We start from the raw sequence: 25,689 nt of genomic DNA, 5'->3' as shown, positions 1-25,689 counted from the left end.
AATGTCCGCTTGTTCTCCGGGAGCCGGCCATGTCGTCCTTTATCGAAGCCATCGAAAACATTACCCCCGAAATCTACGAAAACCTCAAAACCGCCGTCGAGCTGGGCAAGTGGAGCGACGGCCGCAAGCTGACGCCCGAGCAGAAGGAAACCTGTCTCGGCGCGATGATCGCCTGGGAAATGAAGAACCTCCCCGAAGAGCAGCGCACCGGCTACATGGGTGGCCAGGAGTGCGCCTCCAAGAGCAAGAACAAGGCGCCGATCGACACCAGTCTGTTCGCCCCGGCTTCTGGAACGCGACACTGATGCTTGAACTCGGACGCGGCGCCCTGAGCAAGATGTCGGTTCAGCTCGGCGCGCCGGCGCAGTACTCGTTCCGTCTCGATGAACACCGGGTGCCGGTCAACCCGCTGATCGGCAAGACCCTGCGGCTGGAATATCTCGGCGCCATTCATTGCAGCCATTGTGGACGCAAGACCAACAAGAGCTTCAGCCAGGGGTATTGCTATCCCTGCTTCAAGAAGCTGCCGCAGTGCGACATCTGCATCATGAGCCCGGAAAAATGCCACCACGACTTCGGCACCTGCCGCGATCCGCAGTGGGGCATGGATTTCTGCATGACCGACCATGTGGTGTACCTCGCCAACTCGTCGGGCATCAAGGTGGGCATCACCCGCGCCACGCAATTGCCGACGCGCTGGCTTGACCAGGGCGCGAGCCAGGCGCTGCCGATCATGCGCGTCGCGACCCGACAGCAGTCCGGCATGGTCGAAGACCTATTGCGCAGCCAGGTGGCCGATCGCACCAACTGGCGCGCGCTGCTCAAGGGCGATGCCGAGCCCATCGACCTGATGGTGATTCGCGAGCAGATCTTCGATGCCTGTGCCGATGGCCTGCGAGATCTGCAGCAGCGCTATGGACTGCAAGCGATCCAGCCAATGGCGGATGCCGAGGTGCTGGAAATCCGCTACCCCGTCGAGGCCTATCCCACCAAGATTGTCAGTCTAGACTTGGAAAAGACCCCCGTCGTAGAAGGCACCCTGCGCGGTATCAAGGGTCAATACCTGATCCTCGACACAGGCGTGATCAACATTCGCAAGTTCACCGCTTACCAGGTGGCCGCAAGCTGCACGCCGTAAACCCAAGCTTGTAGGTGGATTCAGCTTCATCGATTCACCAAACGAACCATTCACTCGCAGCTTCAAGCTCGCAGCTTGAAGCTGCCTCGAAGAGGCCAACCCAATGCGCACCGAACAACCGAAAGTCATTCATCTCAAGGATTACCAGGCGCCTGAGTACCTGATCGATGAAACCCATTTGACCTTCGAGCTCTACGAGGACCGTACCCTGGTCCATGCGCAACTGGTAATGCGCCGCAACCCGGATGCGGGCGCTGGGCTGCCGCGGCTCGAGCTGCACGGCCAGGATCTGGAGCTGCTCTCACTGTCGATCAATGACCGGCCACTTGGCCTTGGCGATTACGAGGTGGCTGGGGAATGCCTGACGCTGCAACCTGACGCGGCCAGCTTCACCCTCGACAGCAGCGTGGTAATCCACCCCGAGAGCAATACCGCGCTGGAAGGCCTCTACAAATCCGGCAGCATGTTCTGCACCCAGTGCGAGGCCGAGGGGTTCCGCAAGATCACCTATTACCTCGACCGTCCGGACGTGATGAGCAAGTTCACCACCACGGTCAGCGCCGAGAAACAGGCCTATCCAATCCTGCTGTCCAACGGTAACCCGCTCGCCAGTGGAGAAGAGGATGATGGTCGTCATTGGGTGACCTGGGAAGATCCGTTCAAAAAGCCTGCCTACCTGTTCGCCCTGGTGGCCGGCGATCTTTGGTGCGTCGAGGACAGCTTCACCACCATGAGCGGGCGCGACGTGGCGCTGCGCATCTATGTCGAGCCTGAGAACATCGACAAGTGCCAGCACGCCATGGACAGCCTGAAGAAGTCGATGAGGTGGGACGAAGAGGCCTACGGTCGCGAGTACGACCTGGACATCTTCATGATCGTTGCGGTCAACGACTTCAACATGGGTGCGATGGAGAACAAGGGCCTCAACATCTTCAACTCCAGCGCCGTGCTGGCGCGTGCCGAAACCGCTACCGACGCCGCTCACCAGCGGGTAGAAGCGATCGTCGCCCATGAATATTTCCACAACTGGTCGGGCAACCGCGTCACCTGTCGCGACTGGTTTCAGCTGTCGCTGAAGGAAGGCTTCACGGTTTTCCGTGATTCGCAATTCAGCGCCGACATGAATTCGCCGACCGTCAAGCGCGTCGAAGACGTCTCCTACTTGCGTACGCACCAGTTCGCCGAGGATGCCGGCCCGATGGCCCACTCGGTGCGCCCGGAGTCCTTCATCGAGATCTCCAACTTCTATACCCTGACCGTCTATGAGAAGGGCGCCGAAGTGGTGCGCATGATTCAGACACTGGTGGGCGAGGAGGGCTTTCGCAAGGGCAGCGACCTCTACTTCGAGCGGCATGACGGCCAGGCCGTTACCGTCGATGATTTCGTCCAAGCCATGGAAGATGCCAACGGCGCCGATCTGACGCAGTTCAAGCGCTGGTACAGCCAGGCAGGCACACCGCGTCTGGCGGTCAGCGAGCAATACGATGACGCCAACAAGAGCTATACGCTGACCTTCCGTCAGAGCTGTCCGCCAACACCGGGGCAGAGCGAGAAGCTGGCGTTCGTGATTCCGGTTTCGCTGGGCCTGCTCGATAGCCAAGGCGCGGAAATTGCGCTACGCCTGCAGGGCGAAAGTGCGGCGGTCGGGACCACCCGCGTGCTCGCGGTCGACCAGCCCGAGCAGAGTTTCACATTCGTCGACGTTCCCGAGCAGCCGCTGCCCTCGTTGCTCCGCGGTTTCTCGGCACCGGTGAAGCTGGAGTTTCCCTACAGCCGTGATCAGCTGATGTTCCTCATGCAGCACGATTCCGACGGGTTCAACCGCTGGGAGGCGGGGCAGCAGCTGTCCGTGCAGGTACTGCAGGAGATGATCGGTCAGCACCAGCGCGGCGAAGCGCTGCACCTGGATCAGCGTCTGGTCGAGGCGCTGCGCAGCCTGCTGCAGGACGAGTCACTCGATCCCGCCATGGTTGCCGAAATGCTCTCGCTGCCCAGTGAAGCCTACCTCACCGAGATCAGCGAAGTGGCCGATGTCGATGCCATCCATGCGGCGCGTGAGTTCGCCCGAGAGCGCATCGCCACCGCGTTGTTCGATCTGCTCTGGAAGCGTTATCAAGCCAATCGTGAGGTCTCTCGGCAGACGCCTTACGTGGCCGAGGCTGGCCACTTCGCCCGTCGCGCGCTGCAGAACATCGCGCTGTCCTACCTGATGCTCAGCCGCAAGCCCGAGGTGGTCGCCGCCTGTGTCGAACAGTTCGACCAGGCGGACAACATGACCGAGCGTCTGACCGCATTGGCGGTGTTAGTCAATTCCGACTTCGCTGCCGAGCGCGACAAGGCGCTGGAAGCCTTCGCCGAGCACTTCAAGGATAACCCGCTGGTGATGGATCAGTGGTTCAGCGTGCAGGCCGGCAACACCCAGCCGGGCGGCCTGGAGCGCGTCCAGCAGCTGATGCAACATCCGGCGTTCACGCTGAAGAACCCGAACAAGGTTCGTGCGCTGATCGGGGCTTTCGCCAACCAGAACCTGGTCAACTTCCATCGGGAGGACGGTGCCGGCTATCACTTCCTCGCCGATCAGGTCATCGTGCTGAACACCCTCAATCCGCAAATCGCCTCGCGCCTTCTTGCGCCGCTGACCCGCTGGCGCAAGTACGATGCCAGTCGCCAAGGCCTGATGAAGGCCGAACTGGAGCGCATTCTAGCCTCGGGCGAATTGTCCAGCGATGTCTACGAGGTGGTCAGCAAGAGCCTTGCTTGACGCACTGACCGCGTGAGCCGGGCCAACGAAATGAGATGACCCGAAACGACAATCCCGCGCATCGTCGCGGGATTGTCGTTTTCGAAGTCCTGAAACCCTTCTTCGAAGCGGAACGCGTCGCGCGGCGAAGCCCCGTGCCATAAGGCATGCCTATCGGACAACATCAATCAGCCCGGCTTAACAAAACATAACGTCCAGACAATTGCCGGCGCTTTCGAAAGCCCTATAGCATGGCCCAGCCTGATATCAAATCAGGCCTTACCTAATAAGAATAAAGGGGGTATGTATGAGTGAGCCCGTCATGTGGCGCACCCAGTTCGGCCGTGCGACAGAAGCACTTCGCAAGCCGATGTTCAGCTCGTCGCTGGTGAGAACACTCTCGCTCTACAGTGTTGTGCTCTCCACTCTGGTACTGATCGCTGCACCGGCTCATGCACAAAGCGCCACGGAGCCCGGCACTCGCTATGCGATCGAATCGCAAAAAGCCGCATCCTCACTTCTTCTTGATATTGCCTATGCCGGCTCGCGTTTGGTGGCTGCAGGGGACCGGGGGCACATCCTTTATTCCGATGACGGAGGCGCCACTTGGTCGCAGGCCAAGGTGCCCACCCGTCAACTGCTCACTGCCGTGTATTTCGCCGATGACAAACATGGCTGGGCGGTCGGCCATGACGCGTTGATTCTGGCGACCAGTGACGGCGGCGAGACCTGGACGCGGCAGTACGAAAACCGCGAAGGCGAGGTGCCGCTGCTCGACGTCTGGTTCGAAAGCCCGCAACACGGCTTCGCGACCGGCGCATACGGCGTGCTGCTGGAAACCACCGACGGTGGCCAGAACTGGGAAGACGTCGCCGACCGCCTCGATAACGAGGACGGCACGCACCTCAACGCCATCGCAGAAATTCCTGGCTCCGGTCTATTCATCGTCGGCGAAATGGGCGGCATGTTCCGTTCCACTGATGCGGGCGAAACCTGGGAGCGTGTCGAATCGCCTTATCAAGGTTCCTTCTTCGGCGTGGTCGCTGGCGGCGAGCCTGGCGTGGTCGTGGCATTCGGCCTGCGCGGGCACCTGTTCCGCTCCACCGATTTCGGTGACAGCTGGCAGCCGATCGAGTTGCTCGACGGGGGCGAGCCGATCGAGTCGGGGCTCGCGGACGGCAATCTGCTACCCGATGGGCGCATCGTGGTGGTAGGCCACGGCGGCACCGTGCTCAGCAGCGAGGACAAAGGGCAGAGTTTCAAGCTATTCAGTCGACCGGATCGGCGCTCGCTGTCAGGCGTCGTCGCCAACCCGGATGGCAACCTGGTCCTCGTCGGGCAGAGCGGCGTCAGGGTCGTTTCGCCGAGCGGCGCGAACCTGCCCGTAAAACAACAATAAGCCGGAGCCACCATGACCAAGCATCAACAGAAACCGGCCTCTTTCCTCGAGCGCCTGATCTTCAACAATCGACCGGCAGTGATCCTTATCTGCCTGTTGGTCAGCGTGTTCCTGTTCTACCAGGCTGCCCAGGTTCGTCCTTCGACCAGTTTCGAAAAGATGATCCCGCTGGGGCATCCCTACATTCAGAACATGCTCCAGCATCGCGATGACCTGGCCAACCTGGGCAACACGGTGCGGATTTCCGTCGCGGCGAAGGATGGCGACATCTTCTCCAAGGAATACATGGAAACGCTGCGTCAGATCCATGACGAGGTGTTCTACATTCAAGGCGTCGACCGCTCCAACATGAAGTCGCTGTGGAGTCCGAGCGTCCGCTGGACCGAGGTGACAGAGCAGGGCTTCGCCGGCGGTGAGGTGATCCCACAGACCTATGACGGGTCGCCACAGAGTCTTGGCGATCTGCGCAGCAACATCCTCAAATCCGGCCAGATCGGCCGCCTGGTGGCGAACGACTTCAAATCCAGCATCATTGATGTGCCGCTGATGGAGTCCTATTCGGACCCGGATGACCGCAGCAAGCTGATCAAGCTCGACTACCAGAAGTTCTCCCATGAGCTGGAAGAGAAGATTCGCGACAAGTACGAGGCGCAAAACCCGAACGTCGAGATCCACATCATCGGTTTCGCCAAAAAGGTCGGCGATCTGATCGATGGTCTGGTCGGTGTTGCCCTGTTCTTCTTCGTCGCCATCGGCATCACCCTGGCTCTGCTGCTGTGGTTTACCCGCTGCTTCAAAAGCACCATTGCGGTGGTGGTCACCACCCTGATCGCGGTGATCTGGCAGCTCGGCCTGCTTCACACGCTCGGTTTCGGCCTCGATCCGTACTCGATGCTGGTGCCGTTCCTGGTCTTTGCGATCGGTATTTCCCACGGGGTGCAGAAGATCAACGGTATCGCCATGGCGTCCGGCGAAACCGATGATCCGCTGTCCGCCGCGCGCATGGCGTTCCGCCAACTGTTCATCCCCGGCATGGTGGCGCTGGCATCCGACGCGGTCGGCTTCGTTACGCTGCTGCTGATCGATATCGGGGTGATCCGAGAGCTGGCCATCGGCGCGTCGCTGGGCGTGGCGGTGATCATCCTGACCAACCTGATCCTGCTGCCGGTAGCGATCTCCTACATGGGCATCAGCCGGCGCGCGGTCAAGCAGGCCCGCGACGAAGCGGCTCGAAACCATCCGTTCTGGCGCTTGCTGTCGAACTTCGCCAATCCGGTGGTTGCGCCGATTTCCATCGTCATCGCCTTGCTGGCGGTCGGTGGCGGCCTTTGGTACGGCCAGAACCTGAAGATCGGCGATCTCGATCAGGGCGCCCCGGAGCTGCATCCGGACTCTCGCTACAACCTCGATAACGATTTCGTGATCCGCAACTACTCCACCAGCTCCGACGTGCTGGTGGTGATGGTCAAGACCGCCCCTGAAGGCTGTGCCCATTACGACACGCTCGCCGCCATGGACGAGCTGATGTGGAAAATGGAAAACACCGAAGGCGTGCAATCGGCGGTTTCGATGGTCACCGTGGCGCGGCAGAGCATCAAGGGCATGAACGAGGGCAGCCTGAAGTGGGAAACGCTGTCGCGTAACCAGTTCGTCCTCAACAGCTCCATCGCCCGCGCCGAAGGCATGTACAACAGCGACTGCTCGTTGGCTCCGGTCCTGGTGTTCCTCAACGATCACAAGGCCGAAACGCTGGAACACGTGGTCTCCGCAGCACGGGAATTCGCCGAGGAAAACAACCGCGAAGGGCTGGAGTTCGTTCTTGCCGCCGGTAACGCTGGTATCGAGGCGGCCACCAACGAGGTCATTGCCGCATCTGAAACCACCATGCTGATTGCGGTGTATGCCGCGGTAAGTTTCATGTGCCTGCTGACCTTCCGCTCCGTGGCGGCGACACTCTGCGTGATCCTGCCGTTGGTGCTGACCTCCATCCTCGGCAACGCCTTGATGGCGTTCATGGGAATCGGCGTGAAGGTAGCGACGCTGCCGGTGATCGCCTTGGGCGTGGGTATCGGTGTCGACTATGGCATCTACATCTACAGCCGTCTGGAGTCCTACCTGCGTCAGGGCATGACGCTGCAGGAAGCCTACTACCAAACCCTGAAATCCACCGGCAAGGCGGTGATTTTCACCGGCATCTGCCTGGCGATCGGCGTGTTCACCTGGGTCTTCTCGGCAATCAAGTTCCAGGCCGACATGGGCCTGATGCTGACCTTCATGTTCCTCTGGAACATGGTCGGCGCGATCTGGCTGCTGCCGGCACTGGCACGCTTCCTGATCAAGCCGGAGAAGCTGCGGCACAAGGCGTGATACTCAAGCGGCAAATAAGAACCGCGGCCCTAGGGTCGCGGTTTTTTTTGGCTGGGAGAAAGGGGCACTGATGGATGCTCGCCCGCAAAAGCGGGGGGAGCGATCATTGATGCGGGCGCGTGGCGAGCGGCCCTCTCGCTTTTCGTGAAGGTGGCAGGGCTTAGGCTGTCTGGCTCAGTATCTGGGTTACGGCCTGCGCCGCCACGTCGCCGATGACCAGGATTGCCGGGCTCTTGAGCATGAAGCGGGTCGCGTCGGTGCACATCGCACCCAGGTCCGAGCGGCATTCGCGCTGCTGTGGCAGGGAGGCGTTTTCAATCATGGCCACCGGTGTACTCGCCGGCAGCCCGCCCTCGATCAGACCGGTCTGTACCTGCTGCAAGCTGCTCACGCCCATGTAGACGACCAGCGTCGTGCCGGTCTTCGCCAGTGCATGCCATTCGGGGCTGCTGCCGTCGAGCGTGTGCGCGGTGATCAGCGTCACGCCGCGGGCAATACCGCGCTGCGTCAGGGATATCCCGCACTGGGTGGCGCCCGCCAGCCCGGCGGTGATGCCATTGACCATTTCGACTTCTATGCCGCGCTGGGCCAGCCATTCGGCCTCTTCGCCGCCGCGGCCGAAGATGCACGGATCGCCGCCTTTCAGGCGTACCACGCATTTCCCCTGACGGGCGTAGCGCAGCATCAGCCGGTGAATGAAGGCCTGAGGCGTCGAGCGGCAGCCGCCGCGCTTGCCCACTGGAATCACCCGTGCGCTCGGGCAATGTTCGAGCACGGCAGGATTGACCAGATCGTCGATCAGCACCACCTGCGCCTCGCCCATGGCGCGCACGGCCTTGAGTGTCAGGAGTTCCGGGTCACCAGGACCTGCGCCCACCAGCCAGACTTTTGCGCTCATGCTTCCACCTCTCGTGCTGCTGTGGTCGTGTCGGTAATGCGTTGTGCATCACCGGTTCTGCTCTCTTACCGTTCAAGCCACCGCTGGCTGTTTCACCAGCAGTCGCTTGATTTCCGGTACGCAGGAGCCGCAGCTGGTGCCGCAGCCCAGTTCCTTCTTCAAACCATTGAGATCGAGCCCCCGGTCGATGCCGGCACAGATCGCCTCCTGACTGACGTTCATGCAGTTGCACAGCGTTTTGCCAGCCTTGAACTCGCTCCCACCTGGGGGAGTGCTCAACGGCGCTAGCATCCAGCGGCGCAGGGCGGCATCGGCCTTGCCGTCCTGCCAGAGGTTTTTCAGCCAGTGGCGCGCGGCCGTCTCACCGGAAAGACTCAGGGCTACGATGCGGCCCTCCTCGATCCTGACCCGCTTGCCGACCGCGCGCCGCGGATCGTCGTAGGCCACCACAGGCCCGTTGTCGAGCCCCAGCAGCTGATCGAATCGCGCCAGCAGCTCGGCGCTGGGCGCCTCGATGCAGGCTGCTCGGACCACCAACGCCGGACGCTCACGGCCGGCCAGGCTGAAGCTGGCGTACGCAAAACCGTCGAACAACGGACGCAGGGCTTCGAAGCGCCGCTGCACCGTGCCTTCCACCAGGGCGAAGAATTGCCAGGGCAGCTCGACCGTCTCCACTTCGACTCCGGCGTGCTTGAGTTCGGGTTGTTTCGACAGCGGGTCGAAGGCGGGCAGGGTAAGGACATTCACGCCCAATCCCTTGAGAAAGCGATCGCCCCAGTGCATGGGCAGGAACGCCTGCCCGACCCGCAGGTTGTCGTCTTTCCGCACTGGCAGCACCAGTTGACCGCGACGGCCACGGACACGGACCAGCTGACCGTCGAGCAGACGACGGCGGCGCATGTCGTCGGCGTTCATGCCAAGGACCGCTTCTTCCACATGACCGAATAACCGCGCGGCGGTGCCGGTGCGGCTCATGCCGTGCCAGTGGTCGCGCAGACGGCCCGTGTTGAGGATCAGCGGAAAGCGCGCTTCGCGCTTTTCCTGCGGGGCCTGGTAATGCTCGGCGAGAAAGCGTGCCCGGCCATTTGCGGTCGGAAACACACCGTCGCCGTAGAGCCGCGGCGTACCTTGCGTGCTGCCGGCAGGGAAGGGCCACTGTTGCGGGCCGAGCTGGTCGATCAGCGCATGGCTGAGCCCGGACAGATCCAGATCTCGACCCTGGGTGAGCGGCTTGTATTCCTCGAACAGCGCAGCGGCTGTATCGAACGCGAACAGGCTGTCCTGACCGGGACGCAGGAGGCCTTCCAGCCGACGGGCGAAATCGCAGGTGATCGACCAGTCGGCGCGCGCCTCGCCAGGTGCCGGGATGGCGGCGCGCACGTGGCTGACGCGGCGCTCGGAGTTGGTCACCGTGCCTTCCTTCTCGCCCCAGCTGGCGGCGGGCAGAAGCAAGTCCGCGTAGCGACAGGTCTCGGTGGTGAAGAAGGCTTCCTGAACCACGACGAAGGGGCAAGCGGCCAGTGCTTCGTGGATCTTCTGCTGGTCCGGCATGGACTGAGCTGGGTTGGTGCAGGCGATCCACAGCGCCTTGATCCGCCCGGTGTGGACGGCGTCGAACAATTCGATGGCGGACAGTCCGGTGGTTTCGGGCAGCCTGTCGACACCCCAGTAAGCCGCCACTTCGGCACGATGCGCCGGGTTGCCGGCTTCGCGGTGGCCGGGCAGCAGATTGGACAAGCTGCCGGTTTCGCGGCCGCCCATGGCGTTGGGCTGGCCGGTGAGCGAGAAGGGCCCGGCGCCGGTGCGGCCGATCTGTCCGGTGGCCAGATGCAGATTGATCAGGGCGCTGTTCTTGGTACTGCCTGAACTCGACTGGTTCACGCCCATGCACCAGAGCGACAGGAAGCTCGGCGCATTGCCGATCAACCGCGCGCAGCTTTGCAGTTCGTTCACGCTGATGCCGCACAGATCGGCGACCATCGACGGGTTGTAGTCGCGTGCCAGGTTCTTCAAATCATCGAAGCCGTCGGTGTGCGCATCAATGAAGTCCCGGTCGATCCAACCTTCCCACAGCAGCAGATGCAGAATGCCGTGGAACAAGGCGACATCCGTCCCCGGCAGAATGCCGAGGTGCAAATCGGCCAGCTCGCAGGTGTCGGTGCGGCGAGGGTCGACGACGATGACCTTCATGTCCGGCCGCTTCGCCTTGGCCTCTTCCAGGCGGCGGAACAATACCGGGTGGGCGTAGGCCATGTTGCTACCAACGATCAGCACGCAGTCGCTCTGCTCGATGTCCTCGTAGCTGCAGGGCGGGGCGTCGGCGCCGAGGCTGCGTTTGTAGCCGACCACCGCCGAAGACATGCACAGGCGGGAGTTGGAGTCGATGTTATGGGTGCCGACCAGCGCGCGGGCGAGCTTGTTGAACGCGTAGTAGTCCTCGGTCAGCAGCTGGCCGGAGATGTAGAAGGCGACGCTGTCGGGGCCGTGTTCGGCGATGGTCTCGGCGAATACGGTGGCGGCGTGGTCCAGGGCGGTGTCCCAGCCGGTGCGGGCACGTGCCAGCCCCTTGCCCAGGCGCAGCTCGGGATACAACGCGCGGGCGTCAAGATCGCCGGTCAGGTGCAGGGTCGAGCCTTTGCTGCACAGCTTGCCGAAGTTGGCCGGGTGGCTCGGGTCGCCGGCGACATCGAGGATGCGCTCGCCGTCGTGCTCGATCAGTACCCCGCAGCCCACGCCGCAGTAGCAGCAGGTCGAGGCGGTTGTCTGGCGCATGGCGTCGTCTCCTGGCAATTCGTTCATGGATGGGCTCGCTAGCGCTGCAGTCAGGCGCACTCAGTTGCGCTATTCAGCGAAAGCAGCACGCGGCCGTTCTCGACGCGGACTTCATGGCGGTGTGCGCAACCCACGTCGGGCGCCACGGCTTCGCCGCTGTCCAGGTTGATCTGCCAGTTGTGTAGCGGGCAGGCGACCTGCTTGCCGAAGACGATGCCCTGCGACAGCGGACCTCCCTTGTGCGGGCAGCGGTCGTCCAGAGCGAATACCTGGTCATCGGCGGTGCGGAACACCGCGATGTCACCTTTGGGGCCGGCGACGATGCGTGCGCCGAGCGGGTTGATCTCGTCCAGGGAACAGATGTCGAACCAGGTCATGGTGATTTCCTCGAATGGCAGGCGGTTTCGGTCGAGCATGGGTTTCAGGCAGGCGCGATCGATTTGAGCTGGATCGTTTCGTATTCCTTTTTCAGCGACTGCTCGGCGATGGCCTTCTTCCAGCCGTCACCCTCGAAGCTCAGCGAGTACATCAGGCGCTGACTCAGGGCCTTGCGCCGGGCTTCGTCTTCCAGAACGATCTTCTTGATGTAGTCCAGCCCTACGCGCTGCATGTAGTGCACGGTGCGCTCGAGGTAGAAGGCTTCTTCACGGTACAGCTGGAGGAAAGCGAAGCTGTATTCGGCGACTTCCTCGGTCGTCTTGACCTTGACGAAGAACTCCCCGGCCTCGGTCTTGATGCCACCGTTGCCACCGATGTACAGCTCCCAGCCGGAATCCACGCCGATGATGCCGACGTCCTTGATGCCGGATTCGGCGCAGTTGCGCGGGCAGGCGGAGACGGCGAGCTTGACCTTGTGCGGCGAGTACATGCCGAACAAGGCTTTTTCCAGTTCAATGCCCAGTTGCGTCGAGTTCTGTGTGCCGAAGCGGCAGAACTCCTGCCCGACGCAGGTCTTCACGGTACGGATGGATTTCCCATAGGCATGGCCGTCGGGCATGTCCAGGTCCTTCCAGACGTTCGGCAGATCATCCTTCTTGATCCCCAGCAGGTCGATGCGCTGGCCGCCGGTGACCTTTACCATCGGCACCTGATATTTGTCGGCGACGTCGGCGATGCGGCGCAGCTCGGCGGCATTGGTCACGCCGCCGAACATCCTCGGAACCACGGAGTAGGTGCCGTCCTTCTGGATGTTGGCGTGGGCGCGCTCGTTGATGAAACGCGACTGCGGGTCGTCCTTGGCCTCGCCGGGCCAGGTGGAGATCAGGTAGTAGTTCAGCGCAGGGCGGCAGGTCGCGCAGCCATTGGGTGTGTGCCAGTCCATGAACGCCATGGCGTCCGGAACGGTCAGCAGGTGATGGTCGCGGATGGCCTTGCGCACCTGGCCATGGTTGAGGTCGCTACAGCCACAGATGGCCTTCTCGCTTTTCGGTTTGACGTCCGCCGCACCACCGACGGTGTTCATCAGGATCTGCTCGACCAGCCCGGCACAGGAGCCGCAGGAGCTAGCGGCCTTGGTGTGCTTCTTCACGTCATCGACGGAAAACAAACCATGTTCCTGGATCGCCTTGACGATGGTGCCTTTGCACACGCCGTTGCAGCCGCAGACCTCCATGCTGTCGGGCATCGCCATGGCCTTGTTCTGACCCTGGTGGCCGGTGTCACCGATGGCGCCCTCGCCAAACATCAAGTGGTCGCGGATCTGCGCCACGTTGTGGTTTTCACGGACCTGTCGGAAGTACCAGCCGCCATCGGCGGTGTCGCCGTAGAGGCAGGCGCCGACGAGGATGTCGTCCTTGATCACCAGTTTTTTGTACACGCCGCCGATGGGGTCGGAGAGGGTGATGGTTTCGGTACCTTCGCCGCCGTTGAAGTCGCCAGCGGAAAACAGGTCGATTCCGGTGACCTTGAGCTTGGTCGAGGTCACCGAGCCGAGATAGCGCGAAAAGCCGAGCATCGCCAGATGGTTGGCGCAGACCTTGGCCTGTTCGAACAAGGGCGCCACCAGGCCGTAGGCGGTGCCGCGGTGATTGGCGCATTCGCCGACCGCATACACCCGCGGATCGTAAGTTTGCAGGGTGTCATTGACCAGAATCCCGCGGTTGCACGGGATGCCGGCCTTCTCAGCCAGCTCGCTGTTGGGACGGATACCGGCGGCCATCACCACCAGACCGGCATCGATTACCTCGCCATCGGCGAAGCGCACGGCGCGGACTCGGCCCTGCCCGTCGCCGATCAGCTCGGCGGTCTGTTTCGGCATCTTGAAGCTCAGGCCTCGGCTTTCGAGCGCCTGCTGCAGCAGCGTTCCGGCGGTCTTGTCGAGCTGACGCTCCATCGGCCATTCGCCGATGTGCACAACGGTCACGTCCATGCCACGCAGCTTCAGACCGTTGGCCGCTTCTAGGCCCAACAGCCCGCCGCCGATGACCACGGCATGCTTGTGGGTCTTGGCGGCGTCCATCATCGCCTGGGTGTCGGCGATGTCGCGGTAGCCGATCACGCCTTCCAGGTCATTGCCAGGGATCGGCAGGATGAAGGGGTTGGAGCCAGTCGCGATGAGCAGGCGGTCGTAGTCGGCCTCGCTGCCGTCCTCGGCGATGACGCGGCGCTTGGCGCGATCGATCTGTACCACCTTGCGGTTGAGCATCAGGCGGATGTTGTGTTCGGCGTACCAATCGAGGTCGTTGAGCACGATCTCTTCGAAGGTCTGCTCACCCGCGAGCACGGGCGAGAGCAGAATGCGGTTGTAGTTGGGGTGGGGCTCGGCGCCGAAGACGGTGATATCATAAAGGTCGGGGGCGAGCTTGAGCAGTTCTTCCAGGGTGCGGACCCCGGCCATGCCGTTGCCGATCATCACCAGTTTGAGTTTTTTCATGCTGTTCTCCGCGCCGGGCCGGGGGGCTGATCGCCGTCTGGCCATGCCGTTGAAAATCCAACAACGAAAAAGGCGTCCCACTGGTTACCCAGTGAGGACGCCTTTGTCCTTGTCTTCCGTATTCGGAGCCCGGCCCTCTACGTTGAAGGCCCGGCTTGGTGTTGAACCTGACAATGCAGGGCCTGTGCCAAGCCCGTACGTCCTTGGTTTTCAGGCGTTTGGACGGGGTGTCAGGGCCCGATCCGGATGATTCCTGCACCCATATGATGCGCACCGCGCAGCCCTGGTGCAGCTGAACCCATCGGGGAAGAGCAATTGGCCGTTGACAGCAGCCGTGTCGCTTTTTTATTGTTTCGCCCATGCGCCGATTTAGTCAGCTACTTGCGGGGCGCCTGGAGCCGAAGGCTTCGAAATACCGCTAAAGCGCTGGTTCGGTGTCGCCTCCCACCGCTGCCCAGCGGAATCCTCGAGGCGGGAAATCCCCGATGAATGCACTGCAACGCGCTCCTCTACGCCTGGCCCCGATCACCAGTGGGCTGGTTCGCAGCAACCCGAAAATCCTCCTTGGCGGTAGCCACCAACCCTCGCTGCTGCGTTACCTGGACGGCTGGCCCAAGCGCTGGGGCAAGCCGCGTGCGTTTCTCGTGCAGTTCACCGGTGCCGATGAGTCGCTGGCGCATTTCGCCGCGGACAGTTTCGATCTGGCCGTGATTCAGGCACCCAGCCGCGAGCGCCTCGATGAATGCGTGCACGAGCTGACACGTGTTGCGCGCCAAGGCTTGATCGTTCGACGCTGATCGGGCTTGCCAATCAGTCTGCCTGCTAACCGCCTTTGCCCAGCCAGACCAGCAAGATCAGGTTGACCAGCAGCGAGAGCAGGGCGAGGCCGCGCCAGACCTTCAAGGGCTCTCGTTCGAGCAACGGCAGTGCAGGCGCGCTACCGGTCAGGCGTTCGCCCTGTTCCAAGGTCAGCAGCCATTCTTCGGCCGTTTCGAATCGCTGCGCGGGCTCCATTGCAACGGCGCGCTTGAGCATGTCATCCAGCCACTGGGGCAGGTCGGGGCGATAGCGACTGGCCGGGACCGGGATGCCAAAGCGCGGGCGTTGGAAGGCTTCCACCTCGCCGTAGGGATAGTGGCCGGTGAGCAGGTGGTAGAGGGTTACCCCGGCGGCGTAAAGATCTTGTTCTCGGCTCGGCGCGACGCCGGCGAAGGCCTCCGGAGCGATATAGCTCGGCGTACCCGGCAGGCTATGCGGCAGGTCCTGCGACAGACCCGGACAATAGGCCAGGCCGAAATCCAGCAGACGCAGCTCGCCGTCTTCACTCAAATGAAGGTTTTCCGGCTTGATGTCGCGATGCAGGATATTGCGCCGATGCAGCATCCCCAGCGCACGGATCAGGCGTGGCGCCAGTTGCAACCAGTCGGGTAGCGCCATTGGGCCCTGTTGGCCGAACTGCTGAGCGAGGGTCTGGCCGCTGTATTCGCGCTGCACGTAGTACAGGTGCTGGCGTTGCGGCAGGCCGTGTGTTTCGGGAAAGTGTCGTCCGGCGACGCGGCGCAGAAACCACTCTTCCTGCAGCAGCGCAGGGCCGGCGTCCGGTTCGTCATCGCGGCTGGGTGGCAGCGTCTTGAGAATCCAGGGGTGACCCTGTTGATCGCTGACCCGATAGACCAGCGATTGCCGCGACTCGGCCAACAGCGCCTCGACGGTCCAGCCTTCGAACAGCTGCCCCGGTCTCAGCTTTGGCGGCAGGGGCCAGTCCGCCAGTTGCGCGAGTGAGTCGGCCAGCGCTGCTTCAGGCAGCTCGTCGACCCGTAGCAGCAATGCGCTGGCATTGTCCTGGCTGCCGCTCTGGTGAGAGAGGTTGACCAGTGCCTTGGCTGCGTTGGATAGATCAGGCTCGGCACCGAGGATGTTCCGTAGATCGCTCTCGGCGATGCTGGCCCAGATGCCGTCGGTGAGCAGCATGAAGGTTTCGCCGAGACGCAGTTCGCCGTCGAGGTAGTCCACTACCAGATGCTGATCCAGCCCCATGGAACGCTTGAGCACGTGCTGCATGTTCGGCTGTTCCCAGACATGGTCTTCGCTCAACCGTTGCAGCTCACCGTCGAGCCAGCGGTAGGCGCGGCAGTCGCCCACATGAGCGAGGGTGAAACGACGGCCGCGCAGCACCAGTGCGGTCAATGTCGTTAGCAGCGGCTGCCCGCCACCGTTGGCCTGCAGCCAGCGATTGTGGGCGACCAACAACCGATCGAGCGATTGAGCGACGGTCCAGGTTTCCGGCGTGGCGTAGTAGTCCGTCGCCAGCGCCTGCAAGGTGGCCCGTGCCGCCAGGCCGCCATCGGCACACTGGCTGACGCCATCGGCAATGGCGAACAGTGCGCCTTTGCTTGCGGCCAGACCCGGTGTGGGTGTGACGATGCGCAGTGCGTCCTGGTTCTCTTGGCGTGGTCCGGTGGCAGTGGCTTCGCCGAACGAAAACTGCAAGGGCATGAAGGCATCACTCCGGATGGCGCGCGGGTAGGTGGATGAACGACATCGGCAGGCCCTGTGAGGCCCGCCTACTGATCGCCAGTCTGAAATCAGACCCGTGCGACCGTCATCGCGGCAGAGCCCCAGGTGGTTCTCCAGCGACGCTTGACGCCATAGAGGCCAAACCAGGCCAGCGCACCCAGGCTGGCGAACAACCAGAGGCCCATCTGATAGTCACCCGTGGCCTGCTTGACGGCGCCCAGTCCTGCAGTGAGCAGGAAGCCTCCGATGCCGCCCGCCATGCCGACCAGCCCGGTCATCACGCCGATTTCCTTGTTGAAGCGCTGCGGCACCAGCTGAAACACCGCACCATTACCCGCGCCGAGGCTGAGCATCGCGACCACGAATAGCGCCAGTGCAGCTGTCGAGCTCGGCAAGTTGAAGCCCACGACGAACAGGCAGACAGCCGCAACCGTATACATCAGCAGCAGCGAGCGGATGCCGCCGATGCGATCGGCCAGTGCACCACCCAGCGGGCGCAGCATGCTGCCGGCGAACACGCAGGCGGCGGTGTAATAGCCGGCCTTGACCGGATCGAAGGCGTATTGGTCGTGGAAGTAGCCGGGCAGGGTGCTGGCCAGGCCAAGGAAGCCGCCGAATGTCACGCTGTAGAAAAACATGAACCACCAGCTGTCGCGGTCCCCGAGCGCTTTCATATAGTCGGCGAAGGATTTCGGCGCAGGACGGTTCGGTGCGTTCTTGGCCTGAGTGGCGAAGATGATCAGCACCAGCACCAGCGGAATCAGCGCCAGGCCGAATACGTTGCTCCAGCCAACCATCGTCGCCAGCACCGGTGCGAACAGTGCCGCGAAAACGGTACCTGAGTTGCCTGCACCGGCGATGCCCATGGCCTTGCCCTGGTGCTGCGGCGGATACCACTGCGAGGCCAGCGGCAGCGCGACGGCGAAGGAGGCGCCGGCCATGCCGAGGAAGAGCCCCAGCAGCAAAGCCTGCTCATAGCTGTGGATGCCATTGAGCCAGGCAACGAACAACGCGACGATCACCACGATCTGCCCGAACAGCCCGGCCGCCTTCGGCGAGGTGCGGTCGGCCAGCATGCCTAGCACGAGACGTAGAACGGCACCGGAGAGGATCGGCGTAGCTACCATGAAGGCACGCTGTTGGGTGGTCAGGCCGAGATCTGCCGCGATCTGCACGCCCAGCGGACCGAGCACGTACCAGACCATGAAACTCAAATCGAAGTAGAGAAAGGCGCAGAGCAGCGTCGGCGTATGGCCGGATTTCCAGAAACTCGTATTCATCGAACACCTCACTAGACAAGGGCAACCGACGCGCTGAAACGGGCGACGGAGAATGCGATGGGCCCCACCCGGATTCGGTGTGGGACCGCGTGAAACTGTTGCGAGCCGCTGAGTCGTTGCCGCTCGCGCCCCGGTCCTTGGGGCAAAAAAAAAGCGCCGCGAAACCGCCGTCAGTCTCGACGGGGCAACGCGACGCCTTTGTCATGTCTGTGAGTAACCGCCTTTGGCTACCTGTCTCGAAGTAAGCAGAAGCTGTGCCAACAGCCGAAGCTGTCGGTTTCAGCCGTCTGCGGGACCTTCAGTGGAATGTTGCCCGGGTGCAAGCGCGCGCCGTTGGTGCGCCGTGCTTCGAAGTGGGGCGCGTCAGGCGATGCTATGACGAATGCCTTGCAGGCGTTCATCGATGATCGGGGTGATCAACGCGTAACATTCGGCTGGCGCCAGGCTGACCCGCGGTGCGTCAATCAGGTTGCACTCCAGGTGCTCGATGAGGTTGCGCAGGCTGTCGCCGCTGATCGGGTCGGTGAGGCGCAGGCAGAGATAGCGCATCTGGATCTGCATATCCAACGGGCACTTTTCGAAGTTGGCTGCACGCACTGCCAGGCCGCGTAAGCGTCCGAGGTCTTCCAGTGCGCGACAGGCCTCGCACAGACCGGACACCTGAGGATTGCCTTGAAAGGCAAGGCGCAGTTCAAGCACATGAATGCTTTCGAGCAATTGCTCGATCAGGATGCAGTGCGGTTCGAACTCCGCCGGGTTCTGGCGGATCTGTTGCCACAGGCCGCGCATCGCGGGCCGGTTTTCCTCGCCTTTCCACTCCTGCCAGAGCCGGTCGATATGGCTCGCAACCTCCAACCGCTGCGCGGCTGCTGCGGCATCAGATTGGCCGCCCAGGCCACGGTGTTTCTGCACGAACTGAAGAATCTCCAGCGAATGCTGCAGCGCCTGGACATCGGTTGCGCTGAGGCGCTTGCGATGACGCTCGGCTGCAACGCGGCTGAGATGGTTGCCGAGCAGCACCAGGCAGGCGGCCAGTGTCAGGGCGATAGATACTTCCATGGTCAGGCTTCCGTACGGCTGAGACGAGTGAGGTAGAGGGTCAGGCTGTGCAGCTCTTGGGCCTGGGTACGCTGGCGCTCGACGCCGGCTTCGACGTGATCGAGCTGGTCGCGCAACAGGCGGTTGCCGTGTCGCTGCTCTTCGAGGGCCGTTTGCAGATGATCGAGTTCGGCCAGGCTCAGCTGGCTGCGCCGCGCCAACTGATCGAGTTCGGTGGCTAATGCACTGCTTTGCTCGCTGCTTTGCTCGAGTAATTGCTGGTGCTGGACGACCTCGGCCTCGACGCGACGAACCGCGTTGCCGGTCGTGGCCACCACGCGGGTGATGTCTTGGGCCGCGCAGTCGCTGGTCAGCGCCAGTTGGCGAACTTCGTCGGCCACCACGGCGAAACCGCGACCGTGCTCGCCGGCTCGCGCCGCTTCGATGGACGCATTCAGGGCGAGCAGCTGGGTCTGCTTCGCGACGTTCTGGATGCTCAGTGCGGCTTTGCCGACGGCGGCCGTGTCCTGCAACAGCTGGCCGACCGCATCCGAGGTGCGCTGCATGCTCTGGCGCACCTCGGTCATGCGGACGCTGACCGACATCGCGTTGTCGCGGCCGGCCTGGCTTTGCCGGTGGGTGTCGGCAAAGGCTTGCATGGCTTGCTGGCCCAGTGTGCGGACCTGCTCAAGGTTGCGGCTCAGCGCCTTGCTGGCCTCGGTCATCGCCAGCACTCGCTCGCCTTGGCCGATACTGCTGTGCTCGGCGATTCCGGCCATGCGCTCCAGGGCATCGCTGGCGAACTGCACTTCACTTCGTAAACGTTCGCTGCGCAGCGATTGAGCGCCAACGGTGGCGACCAGATCCTCACGGGGCTCGTTGAGCCCCTGCTGCTGGCCGAGCATTGCCAGCAAATGCTCACTGTGGCGCTGATGTGCGCGGCGTTTGCGCTGTTGGGTCAGTTGCAGACCTGCAGCGATGCAGGCGAGGGCCAGCGACAGCAGCTGCTGCTGCCACAGTCCCGCAATGCAGGCCATGGCCCAGGCGGCGAGCAGTAGCCAATCCATGTATGACTGCAGGGCGGCCTTTGTCGCGTGTGGCACGGCGTGCGCCGGGCGCGTGCTGTTCAAAGCTCTGTCCATGCTCGTGATCCTTTCTCGATTACCTTCCTGGTGAGTTGTCAGGCCGCCGGCCGCTGCTGGCGCTGGTAAAGGAACTCCAGAACCTGCGCCCGGTAGGCGTGGTACTGAGCGTCGTGGGCCAGGCTCATGCGGTCGCGCGGATGCTTGAGCTCGACGCGCAGGGTCTCGCCGATGGTTGCGGAGGGCCCGTTGGTCATCATCACGATGCGGTCGGAAAGCAGCACCGCTTCGTCGACGTCGTGGGTGATCATGATCACCGTGTTGCCGAGGTCGGCGTGGATCTCCATCAGCGAGTCCTGCAGATGCGCGCGGGTCAGCGCATCGAGGGCGCCGAAGGGTTCGTCCATCAGCAGCACCTTGGGCTGCATGGCCAGCGCGCGGGCGATGCCGATGCGCTGTTTCATACCGCCGGAGATCTCGCTCGGGCGTTTATCGCGGGCGTGGGTCATGTGCACCAGCTCGAGGTTGTGCTCGATCCAGTCGCGCATCTCGCGCCGGCTTTTGCGACCCTTGAAGACTTCCCGCACCGCCAGCTCGACGTTCTCGTAGCAGGAGAGCCAGGGCAGCAGGCTGTGGTTCTGGAACACCACGGCACGCTCCGGGCCGGGCTCGTTGACCTCACGGCCGTCGAGAATGACGCCGCCGGTGGTGGACTGATACAACCCGGCGACGATGTTCAGCACCGTCGACTTGCCGCAGCCGGAGTGGCCGATCAGCGAGACGAATTCGCCCTTGGCGATGCGCAGGTTGACGTTCTGCAGGGCGCGATAGAGGCCCTTGTCGGTGGGGAAGCTGATGCCGACGGCGGTGAGTTCGAGATGGGTATTGTTCATGGTGATTCCTCAGCGCAGGTCTGCGTTCTTGTCCCAGCTCACGCGGCGCTGGAGCATCAGCATGATGCGATCCAGGGCGAAGCCGATCAGGCCGATGACGATCACCGCGACCATGATTCGGCCGAGCGAATTGGAACTGCCGTTCTGGAACTCGTCCCAGATGAATTTCCCGAGACCGGGGTTCTGCGCCAGCATTTCCGCGGCAATCAGCACCATCCAGCCGGTCGCCAGCGACAGGCGCAGGCCGGTGAAGATCATCGGAATGGCGGCGGGCAGGACGATGCGGCGTACATGACTCAGCGGTGACAAGCGCAGCACCCGGCTGACGTTCTGCAGGTCCTTGTCGAGGTTGGCCACGCCGACCGTGGTGTTGATCACCGTCGGCCACAGGCAACACAGCGCGACTGTAAGCGCTGAGGTAACGAAGGATTTCGCCATCAGCGGGTCTTCGCTGATGTACACGGCGCTGACCACCATGGTCACCAGCGGCAGCCAGGCCAGCGGCGACACCGGTTTGAAGATCTGGATCAGCGGATTAACCGCGCTGTACACCGTCTTGCTCAAACCGCAGACGATGCCCAGCGGGACCGCGATCAGCGAGGCGATGGCAAAGCCGGTCATCACCGTGTAGAGGCTGGTGATGATCTGTCCAAAAAAGGTCGGCTTGCCGGTGTATGGGCGGATCTTCACGTCGGCGTCGGGGTTCTTCGCCAGTTTCGCGGCGTTGCGTTCTTCCTGGCGCTGGTAGAAGGCTTCGGCTTTTTCCTGCGACTCGATATGGGCATCGACCAGCCCGTTGAACTGCTCGGCCACCTGGCTCGGGCCGGGAAATTGACCGAGACTGGTCTGGATGTTCGATGCCACCAACTGCCAGAACAGCAGGAAGGCGAAGATGCCTACCAGCGGCATGATCACCTGCGGCAGCCAGCGTTTGAGCCGGGCCTGACGACCTGCCTCAAGCGTTTCCTTAATGCTTTTTGCGACGGCGGGATTGCTCATTGACATGTCCTCTCCGGGTATCGGGAGCCGCAACGGCTCCCATGGGCGGAATCAGAGCGTGGTATCGCCTTTCAGGCCGATCGCGAACTGTTCGAGGTAAGCGTTGGGCGTTTGCCCGTCGTAGGTGATGCCGTCGATGGTGTCGGCCAGCGGCTCGCGGATACCGTCCTCGTCGGGCGGCGGTATGTCGCTCGCGTTGAGCAGGCCGTCGGCGATCAGCTCCGCCGCGGCCTCGCGATAGATTTGCGGGTGGTAGACGCGCTTGGCCATGTCCAGATACCAGCTGTCCGGCTTGGCCTCGGCGATCTGTCCCCAGCGGCGCATCTGCGTCAGGTACCAGATGGCGTCGGAGTAGTAGGGGTAGGTCGCGTGGTAGCGGAAGAACACGTTGAAGTCCGGCACGTCGCGCTTGTCGCCTTTTTCGAACTCGAAGGTGCCGGTCATGGAGTTGGCGATGACTTTGGCATCGGCGCCGACATATTCGGGGCGAGAGAGAATTTCCACCGCTTCCTGACGATTGGCGTTGTTGTCTTCATCGAGCCATTTGCCGGCGCGGATCAGCGCCTTGACCAGACGCTTGTGGGTTTCGGGGTTTGCTTCGGCCCAGGCCTTGGAGACGCCGAAGACCTTTTCCGACATGTTCTTGCGGATCGCGTAGTCGGCCACCACCGGCACGCCGATGCCCTTGAACACCGCTTGCTGATTCCAAGGCTCGCCGACGCTGTATCCATGGATAGTGCCGGCTTCCATGGTCGAGGGCATCTGCGGTGGCGGGGTTACCGAGAGCAACGCCTGGGCGTCGATCTGCCCGCTGATGTCGCCCTTGTTCGGTGCGTAGTAGCCAGGATGGATACCGCCGGCGGCGAGCCAGTAGCGCAGCTCGTAGTTGTGCGTCGAAACCGGGAACACCATGCCCAGGTTGAACGATTTCCCGCTGGCATTGAGCTGCTCGATCACCGGCTTGAGCGCGTCGGCCTTGATCGGATGCTGCGGTTTGCCGTCGACCATGGTCACGTTGGGCTTCATCTGCTCCCAGATCGCGTTGGACAAGGTGATGGCGTTGCCATTGAGGTCCATGGTGAAGGCCGTGATGATCTCCGCCTTGGTGCCGAAGCCGATGGTGGCGCCGATTGGCTGGCCGGAGAGCATGTGCGCGCCGTCCAGTTCGCCGTCGATGACGCGGTCCAGCAAGACCTTCCAGTTCGCCTGGGCCTCAAGCGTGACGTAGAGGCCTTCGTTCTCGAAAAAGCCCTTCTCGTAGGCGATCGCCAGGGGTGCCATGTCGGTGAGCTTGATAAAGCCGAGCTTGAGTTCTTCCTTTTCCGGTTCGGCCGCCCAGGCGGTCATCGGCACCAACTGCAGCAGGGCGGAGCAGCCCACGCTGGCCACAAGGGTCTTCAGCAGTGTACGGCGGGTCTTGCGCATGATTTATCCCTCAATCGCGAAACGAAAAAAGGCGTAACGGACGCCGCCTCTGCATGAGCAGAGCGAGCACCGTTGACGCCTTTGTCAATTCGTCCCGACCACCGCCGTTGGCGACCCGAAGACGTGGTAATGGGGAAGTAGCAAGCGGCTTGCCAGAGCGCAAGATTTTCCTTTTATTATTTTTATTTATATAAAAATCAGTAGCTTGTATAAGATGCGGTACGCTCGATACGGTGTCATCCGAGCGTTCAGCCAGCTGCGAGGTCGTGGCTGGCCCGATTGCCGTGCAGTGACGAGCCGATGAAGCGCCGTTTTGGTTCAGGGCGGAACGCGCGCCAAATCGCCCTGAGGATTTGTCTGCGACTCTGAAAAAAAACAAAACCCGCCAAGTTGGCGGGGCTCGTTGTCGTGTCAGGAGCCGGTGCTGCTAGCCTGAATTGCTGCCCAGCAGATCGTTCATCGCGATGATCTGTTCGGCCACCTGGATAAGCTTCTGCTGGCGGCTCATGGCCTGGCGCCGCATGAGGGTGTAGGCCTCTTCCTCGTTGCAGCTGCGCATCTTCATCAGCATGCCCTTGGCCAGTTCAATGCGCTTGCGTTCGACCAGTTGCTGATCGCGTGCATGCAACTGTGCGCGGATCGCCTGGTCGCTCTCGAAGCGGGCCATGGCGACATCGAGGATGGGTTTCAGGCGCTGGGCCTGGATGCCTTCGACGATGTAGGCGCTGACGCCGGCGCGGATCGCCTGGCGCATGGCGTCTGGGTTGCTGTCGTCGGTGAACATGACGATGGGGCGGGGCTGGTCGCGGGTGACCATCACCACCTGCTCCATCACGTCGCGGCCGGGGGAATCGGTGTCGATCAGTACCACATCGGGGCGTATGGCCTCGACCCGCTCGGGAAGGTCGATGGTCAGGCCGGATTCCTCGATAACCTCGAAGCCGGCTTCTATAAGGGCGGTTCGCAGGCGGCCGACCTTGCGTGGGGTGTCGTCGATCAGGAGGACGCGAAGCATGGCTGTCTCCCTTAGCAGAGTACTGGAGGCACGGCGGAATCCGCCAAAGCATGCAGGGCGAAACTGCGGGCGTAGGCGGCCGGGTCGCTGCCATTCCAGCGGCTGCCGTCCATCAGCAGAGCGCTGCGCATGAGGGTGTCGGGCAGGGGGATATTCAGCGCTGTCGCCGCATCGCGATAGAGACTGGTCTGCTGCACGTTTTGAGCAACGGCAAGGTAATCGGGGTCTTCGCGCAGCAGGCCCCAGCGCCGTAGCTGGGTCATGAACCACAGACCGTCGGAATGGTAGGGCATGTTCACTTCACCGTTACCGAAGAAGCGAAGTGGATGCTTGTCCAACCAGGCGTGGCCAAGGCCGTCCTCATATTGGCCGAGAAAACGCGGCTCGATGGCCGCTACCGGTGCATCGACGTACTCGCTGCCGGCGATCAGGTGCGCGGTGCTGCGCCGATTCTCCTGGCTCTCGTCGATGAAGCGGCTCGCCTCGAGGACGGCCATGACCAGCGCGCGGGCGGTGTTGGGATTCTCCTCGACAAAGGCACGGGTGCAGCCCAGAACCTTTTCCGGGTGGTCGGGCCAGATCGATTGGCTTGTCGCCAGCGTAAACCCCATGTCCTCCTGGATCGCCTGGGCGCCCCAGGGCTCTCCGGCGCAGAAGCCGTCGATGCGTCGTGCCCGCAGGTGTGCAACCATCTGTGAGGGCGGCACCACCAGGGTGCGCACATCTTTCAGCGGGTGGATGCCGTAGGCCGCCAGCCAGTAGTAGAGCCAGAGGGCATGCGTACCGGTGGGGAAGGTCTGGGCCAAGGTGAGTTTTGCACCGCTCTGGCGCACGCACGTACTGAGTGCCTCCGGATCGGTCACGCCCGCCGCCTTGAGCGTGCTCGACAGGCTGATGCTCTGGCCGTTCTGGGCCAGGCCCATGAGCACCGCCATGTTCACCGGTGCGCTACCGCCAATGCCCAGATGCACGGCGTAGATCAGCCCGTACAGACCATGAGCGGCATCCAGTTCACCTTCGATCAGCTTGTCTCGCACGTTGGACCACGACGCCTGGCGCTGCAGGTTGAGCGTCAGGCCGTAAGGCTGCGCGAAGCCCTGGGTGGCAGCGACGATCAGTGAGGCGGCATCGGTCAGAGCCATGAAGCCTAGGTTGACGACGCGCTTTTCCGGTGCATCGCTGCCTGCGACCCAGGCCAGCGGATCAGGTCGCGAGGGTGTGTTGGGATGGGGCATGCTGGCGGGACCTTTGGCA

19 protein-coding genes are annotated in these 25,689 nt (G+C 62.6%); 6 read left to right on the top strand and 13 right to left on the bottom strand.

The window, feature by feature from the left end; all coding sequences use genetic code 11:
- Positions 1–29: 29 nt before the first annotated feature.
- From MCB86_RS08495 to MCB86_RS08475, 5 genes are all read left to right on the top strand, one after another.
- Positions 30–305, top strand: coding sequence for a DUF1315 family protein (locus MCB86_RS08495; protein WP_045162476.1), 276 nt, complete (start codon positions 30–32; stop codon positions 303–305).
- Positions 305–1,138: a DUF2797 domain-containing protein gene (locus MCB86_RS08490; RefSeq protein WP_239610589.1), complete on the top strand. Its 834-nt coding sequence runs from the start codon at positions 305–307 to the stop codon at positions 1,136–1,138. Before MCB86_RS08495 ends, MCB86_RS08490 begins: the two co-directional genes overlap by 1 nt.
- Positions 1,139–1,241: 103 nt before the next feature.
- Positions 1,242–3,899 (top strand): aminopeptidase N, encoded by a 2,658-nt coding sequence (gene pepN, locus MCB86_RS08485; protein WP_239610588.1) that lies wholly within the window; start codon positions 1,242–1,244, stop codon positions 3,897–3,899.
- Between the two features lie 286 nt (positions 3,900–4,185).
- On the top strand, positions 4,186–5,277 hold the full coding sequence (locus MCB86_RS08480; protein ID WP_239610587.1) for a YCF48-related protein: 1,092 nt from the start codon (positions 4,186–4,188) through the stop codon (positions 5,275–5,277).
- 12 nt (positions 5,278–5,289) lie between these two features.
- A complete protein-coding gene (locus MCB86_RS08475; protein WP_239610586.1) occupies positions 5,290–7,644 on the top strand; it encodes an RND family transporter in 2,355 nt (784 codons plus the stop codon).
- Positions 7,645–7,804: 160 nt separating this feature from the next.
- On the opposite strand, the gene cobA is transcribed toward MCB86_RS08475, so the two are convergent.
- From cobA to nirB, 4 genes are all read right to left on the bottom strand, one after another.
- Positions 7,805–8,542 carry a uroporphyrinogen-III C-methyltransferase gene (gene cobA, locus MCB86_RS08470; protein ID WP_045162471.1) on the bottom strand — a complete coding sequence of 246 codons (738 nt, stop codon included), beginning with the start codon at positions 8,540–8,542 and terminating at the stop codon, positions 7,805–7,807.
- 72 nt (positions 8,543–8,614) lie between these two features.
- Positions 8,615–11,314 (bottom strand): nitrate reductase, encoded by a 2,700-nt coding sequence (locus MCB86_RS08465; protein WP_239610585.1) that lies wholly within the window; start codon positions 11,312–11,314, stop codon positions 8,615–8,617.
- Positions 11,315–11,364: 50 nt separating this feature from the next.
- The gene (nirD, locus tag MCB86_RS08460; protein WP_045162570.1) at positions 11,365–11,691 is read right to left on the bottom strand and encodes a nitrite reductase small subunit NirD; all 327 of its coding nucleotides are present in this window, start codon (positions 11,689–11,691) and stop codon (positions 11,365–11,367) included.
- Positions 11,692–11,735: 44 nt separating this feature from the next.
- Positions 11,736–14,186, bottom strand: a complete 2,451-nt coding sequence (nirB, locus tag MCB86_RS08455; RefSeq protein ID WP_239610584.1) for a nitrite reductase large subunit NirB — start codon at positions 14,184–14,186, stop codon at positions 11,736–11,738.
- Positions 14,187–14,671: 485 nt separating this feature from the next.
- Here nirB and MCB86_RS08450 point away from each other — a divergent pair, with 485 nt between their 5' ends.
- Positions 14,672–14,983, top strand: coding sequence for a hypothetical protein (locus MCB86_RS08450; protein WP_045162468.1), 312 nt, complete (start codon positions 14,672–14,674; stop codon positions 14,981–14,983).
- Between the two features lie 25 nt (positions 14,984–15,008).
- Here MCB86_RS08450 and MCB86_RS08445 read toward each other — a convergent pair whose 3' ends face one another.
- The 9 genes from MCB86_RS08445 to MCB86_RS08405 form a co-directional block, all read right to left on the bottom strand.
- Complete coding sequence (locus MCB86_RS08445; protein WP_239610583.1) at positions 15,009–16,682, bottom strand: bifunctional protein-serine/threonine kinase/phosphatase; 1,674 nt, start codon at positions 16,680–16,682, stop codon at positions 15,009–15,011.
- Positions 16,683–16,771: 89 nt separating this feature from the next.
- The gene (locus MCB86_RS08440; RefSeq protein WP_045162466.1) at positions 16,772–17,983 is read right to left on the bottom strand and encodes a nitrate/nitrite transporter; all 1,212 of its coding nucleotides are present in this window, start codon (positions 17,981–17,983) and stop codon (positions 16,772–16,774) included.
- A gap of 363 nt (positions 17,984–18,346) precedes the next feature.
- Complete coding sequence (locus tag MCB86_RS08435) at positions 18,347–19,042, bottom strand: hypothetical protein (protein WP_045162465.1); 696 nt, start codon at positions 19,040–19,042, stop codon at positions 18,347–18,349.
- A gap of 2 nt (positions 19,043–19,044) precedes the next feature.
- Positions 19,045–20,163: a methyl-accepting chemotaxis protein gene (locus MCB86_RS08430; RefSeq protein WP_052679323.1), complete on the bottom strand. Its 1,119-nt coding sequence runs from the start codon at positions 20,161–20,163 to the stop codon at positions 19,045–19,047.
- A 38-nt stretch (positions 20,164–20,201) separates the two neighbouring features.
- Positions 20,202–20,996, bottom strand: coding sequence for an ABC transporter ATP-binding protein (locus tag MCB86_RS08425; protein WP_239610582.1), 795 nt, complete (start codon positions 20,994–20,996; stop codon positions 20,202–20,204).
- 9 nt (positions 20,997–21,005) lie between these two features.
- Entirely contained in the window at positions 21,006–21,995 is a 990-nt protein-coding gene (locus MCB86_RS08420) for an ABC transporter permease (protein ID WP_239610581.1), read from the bottom strand.
- Positions 21,996–22,046: 51 nt separating this feature from the next.
- Positions 22,047–23,420 (bottom strand): CmpA/NrtA family ABC transporter substrate-binding protein, encoded by a 1,374-nt coding sequence (locus MCB86_RS08415; protein ID WP_239610580.1) that lies wholly within the window; start codon positions 23,418–23,420, stop codon positions 22,047–22,049.
- Between the two features lie 427 nt (positions 23,421–23,847).
- Positions 23,848–24,435, bottom strand: a complete 588-nt coding sequence (locus MCB86_RS08410; RefSeq protein WP_045162461.1) for an ANTAR domain-containing protein — start codon at positions 24,433–24,435, stop codon at positions 23,848–23,850.
- An 11-nt stretch (positions 24,436–24,446) separates the two neighbouring features.
- Positions 24,447–25,670, bottom strand: coding sequence for a CmpA/NrtA family ABC transporter substrate-binding protein (locus MCB86_RS08405; protein WP_239610579.1), 1,224 nt, complete (start codon positions 25,668–25,670; stop codon positions 24,447–24,449).
- Positions 25,671–25,689 lie beyond the last annotated feature (19 nt).

The organism is Pseudomonas sp. KSR10 (assembly GCF_022355455.1).
Classification (GTDB): domain Bacteria; phylum Pseudomonadota; class Gammaproteobacteria; order Pseudomonadales; family Pseudomonadaceae; genus Stutzerimonas; species Stutzerimonas stutzeri_E.
Note: the sequence above shows the minus strand (reverse complement) of the source record. Positions and strands in the feature narration are given on the sequence as shown.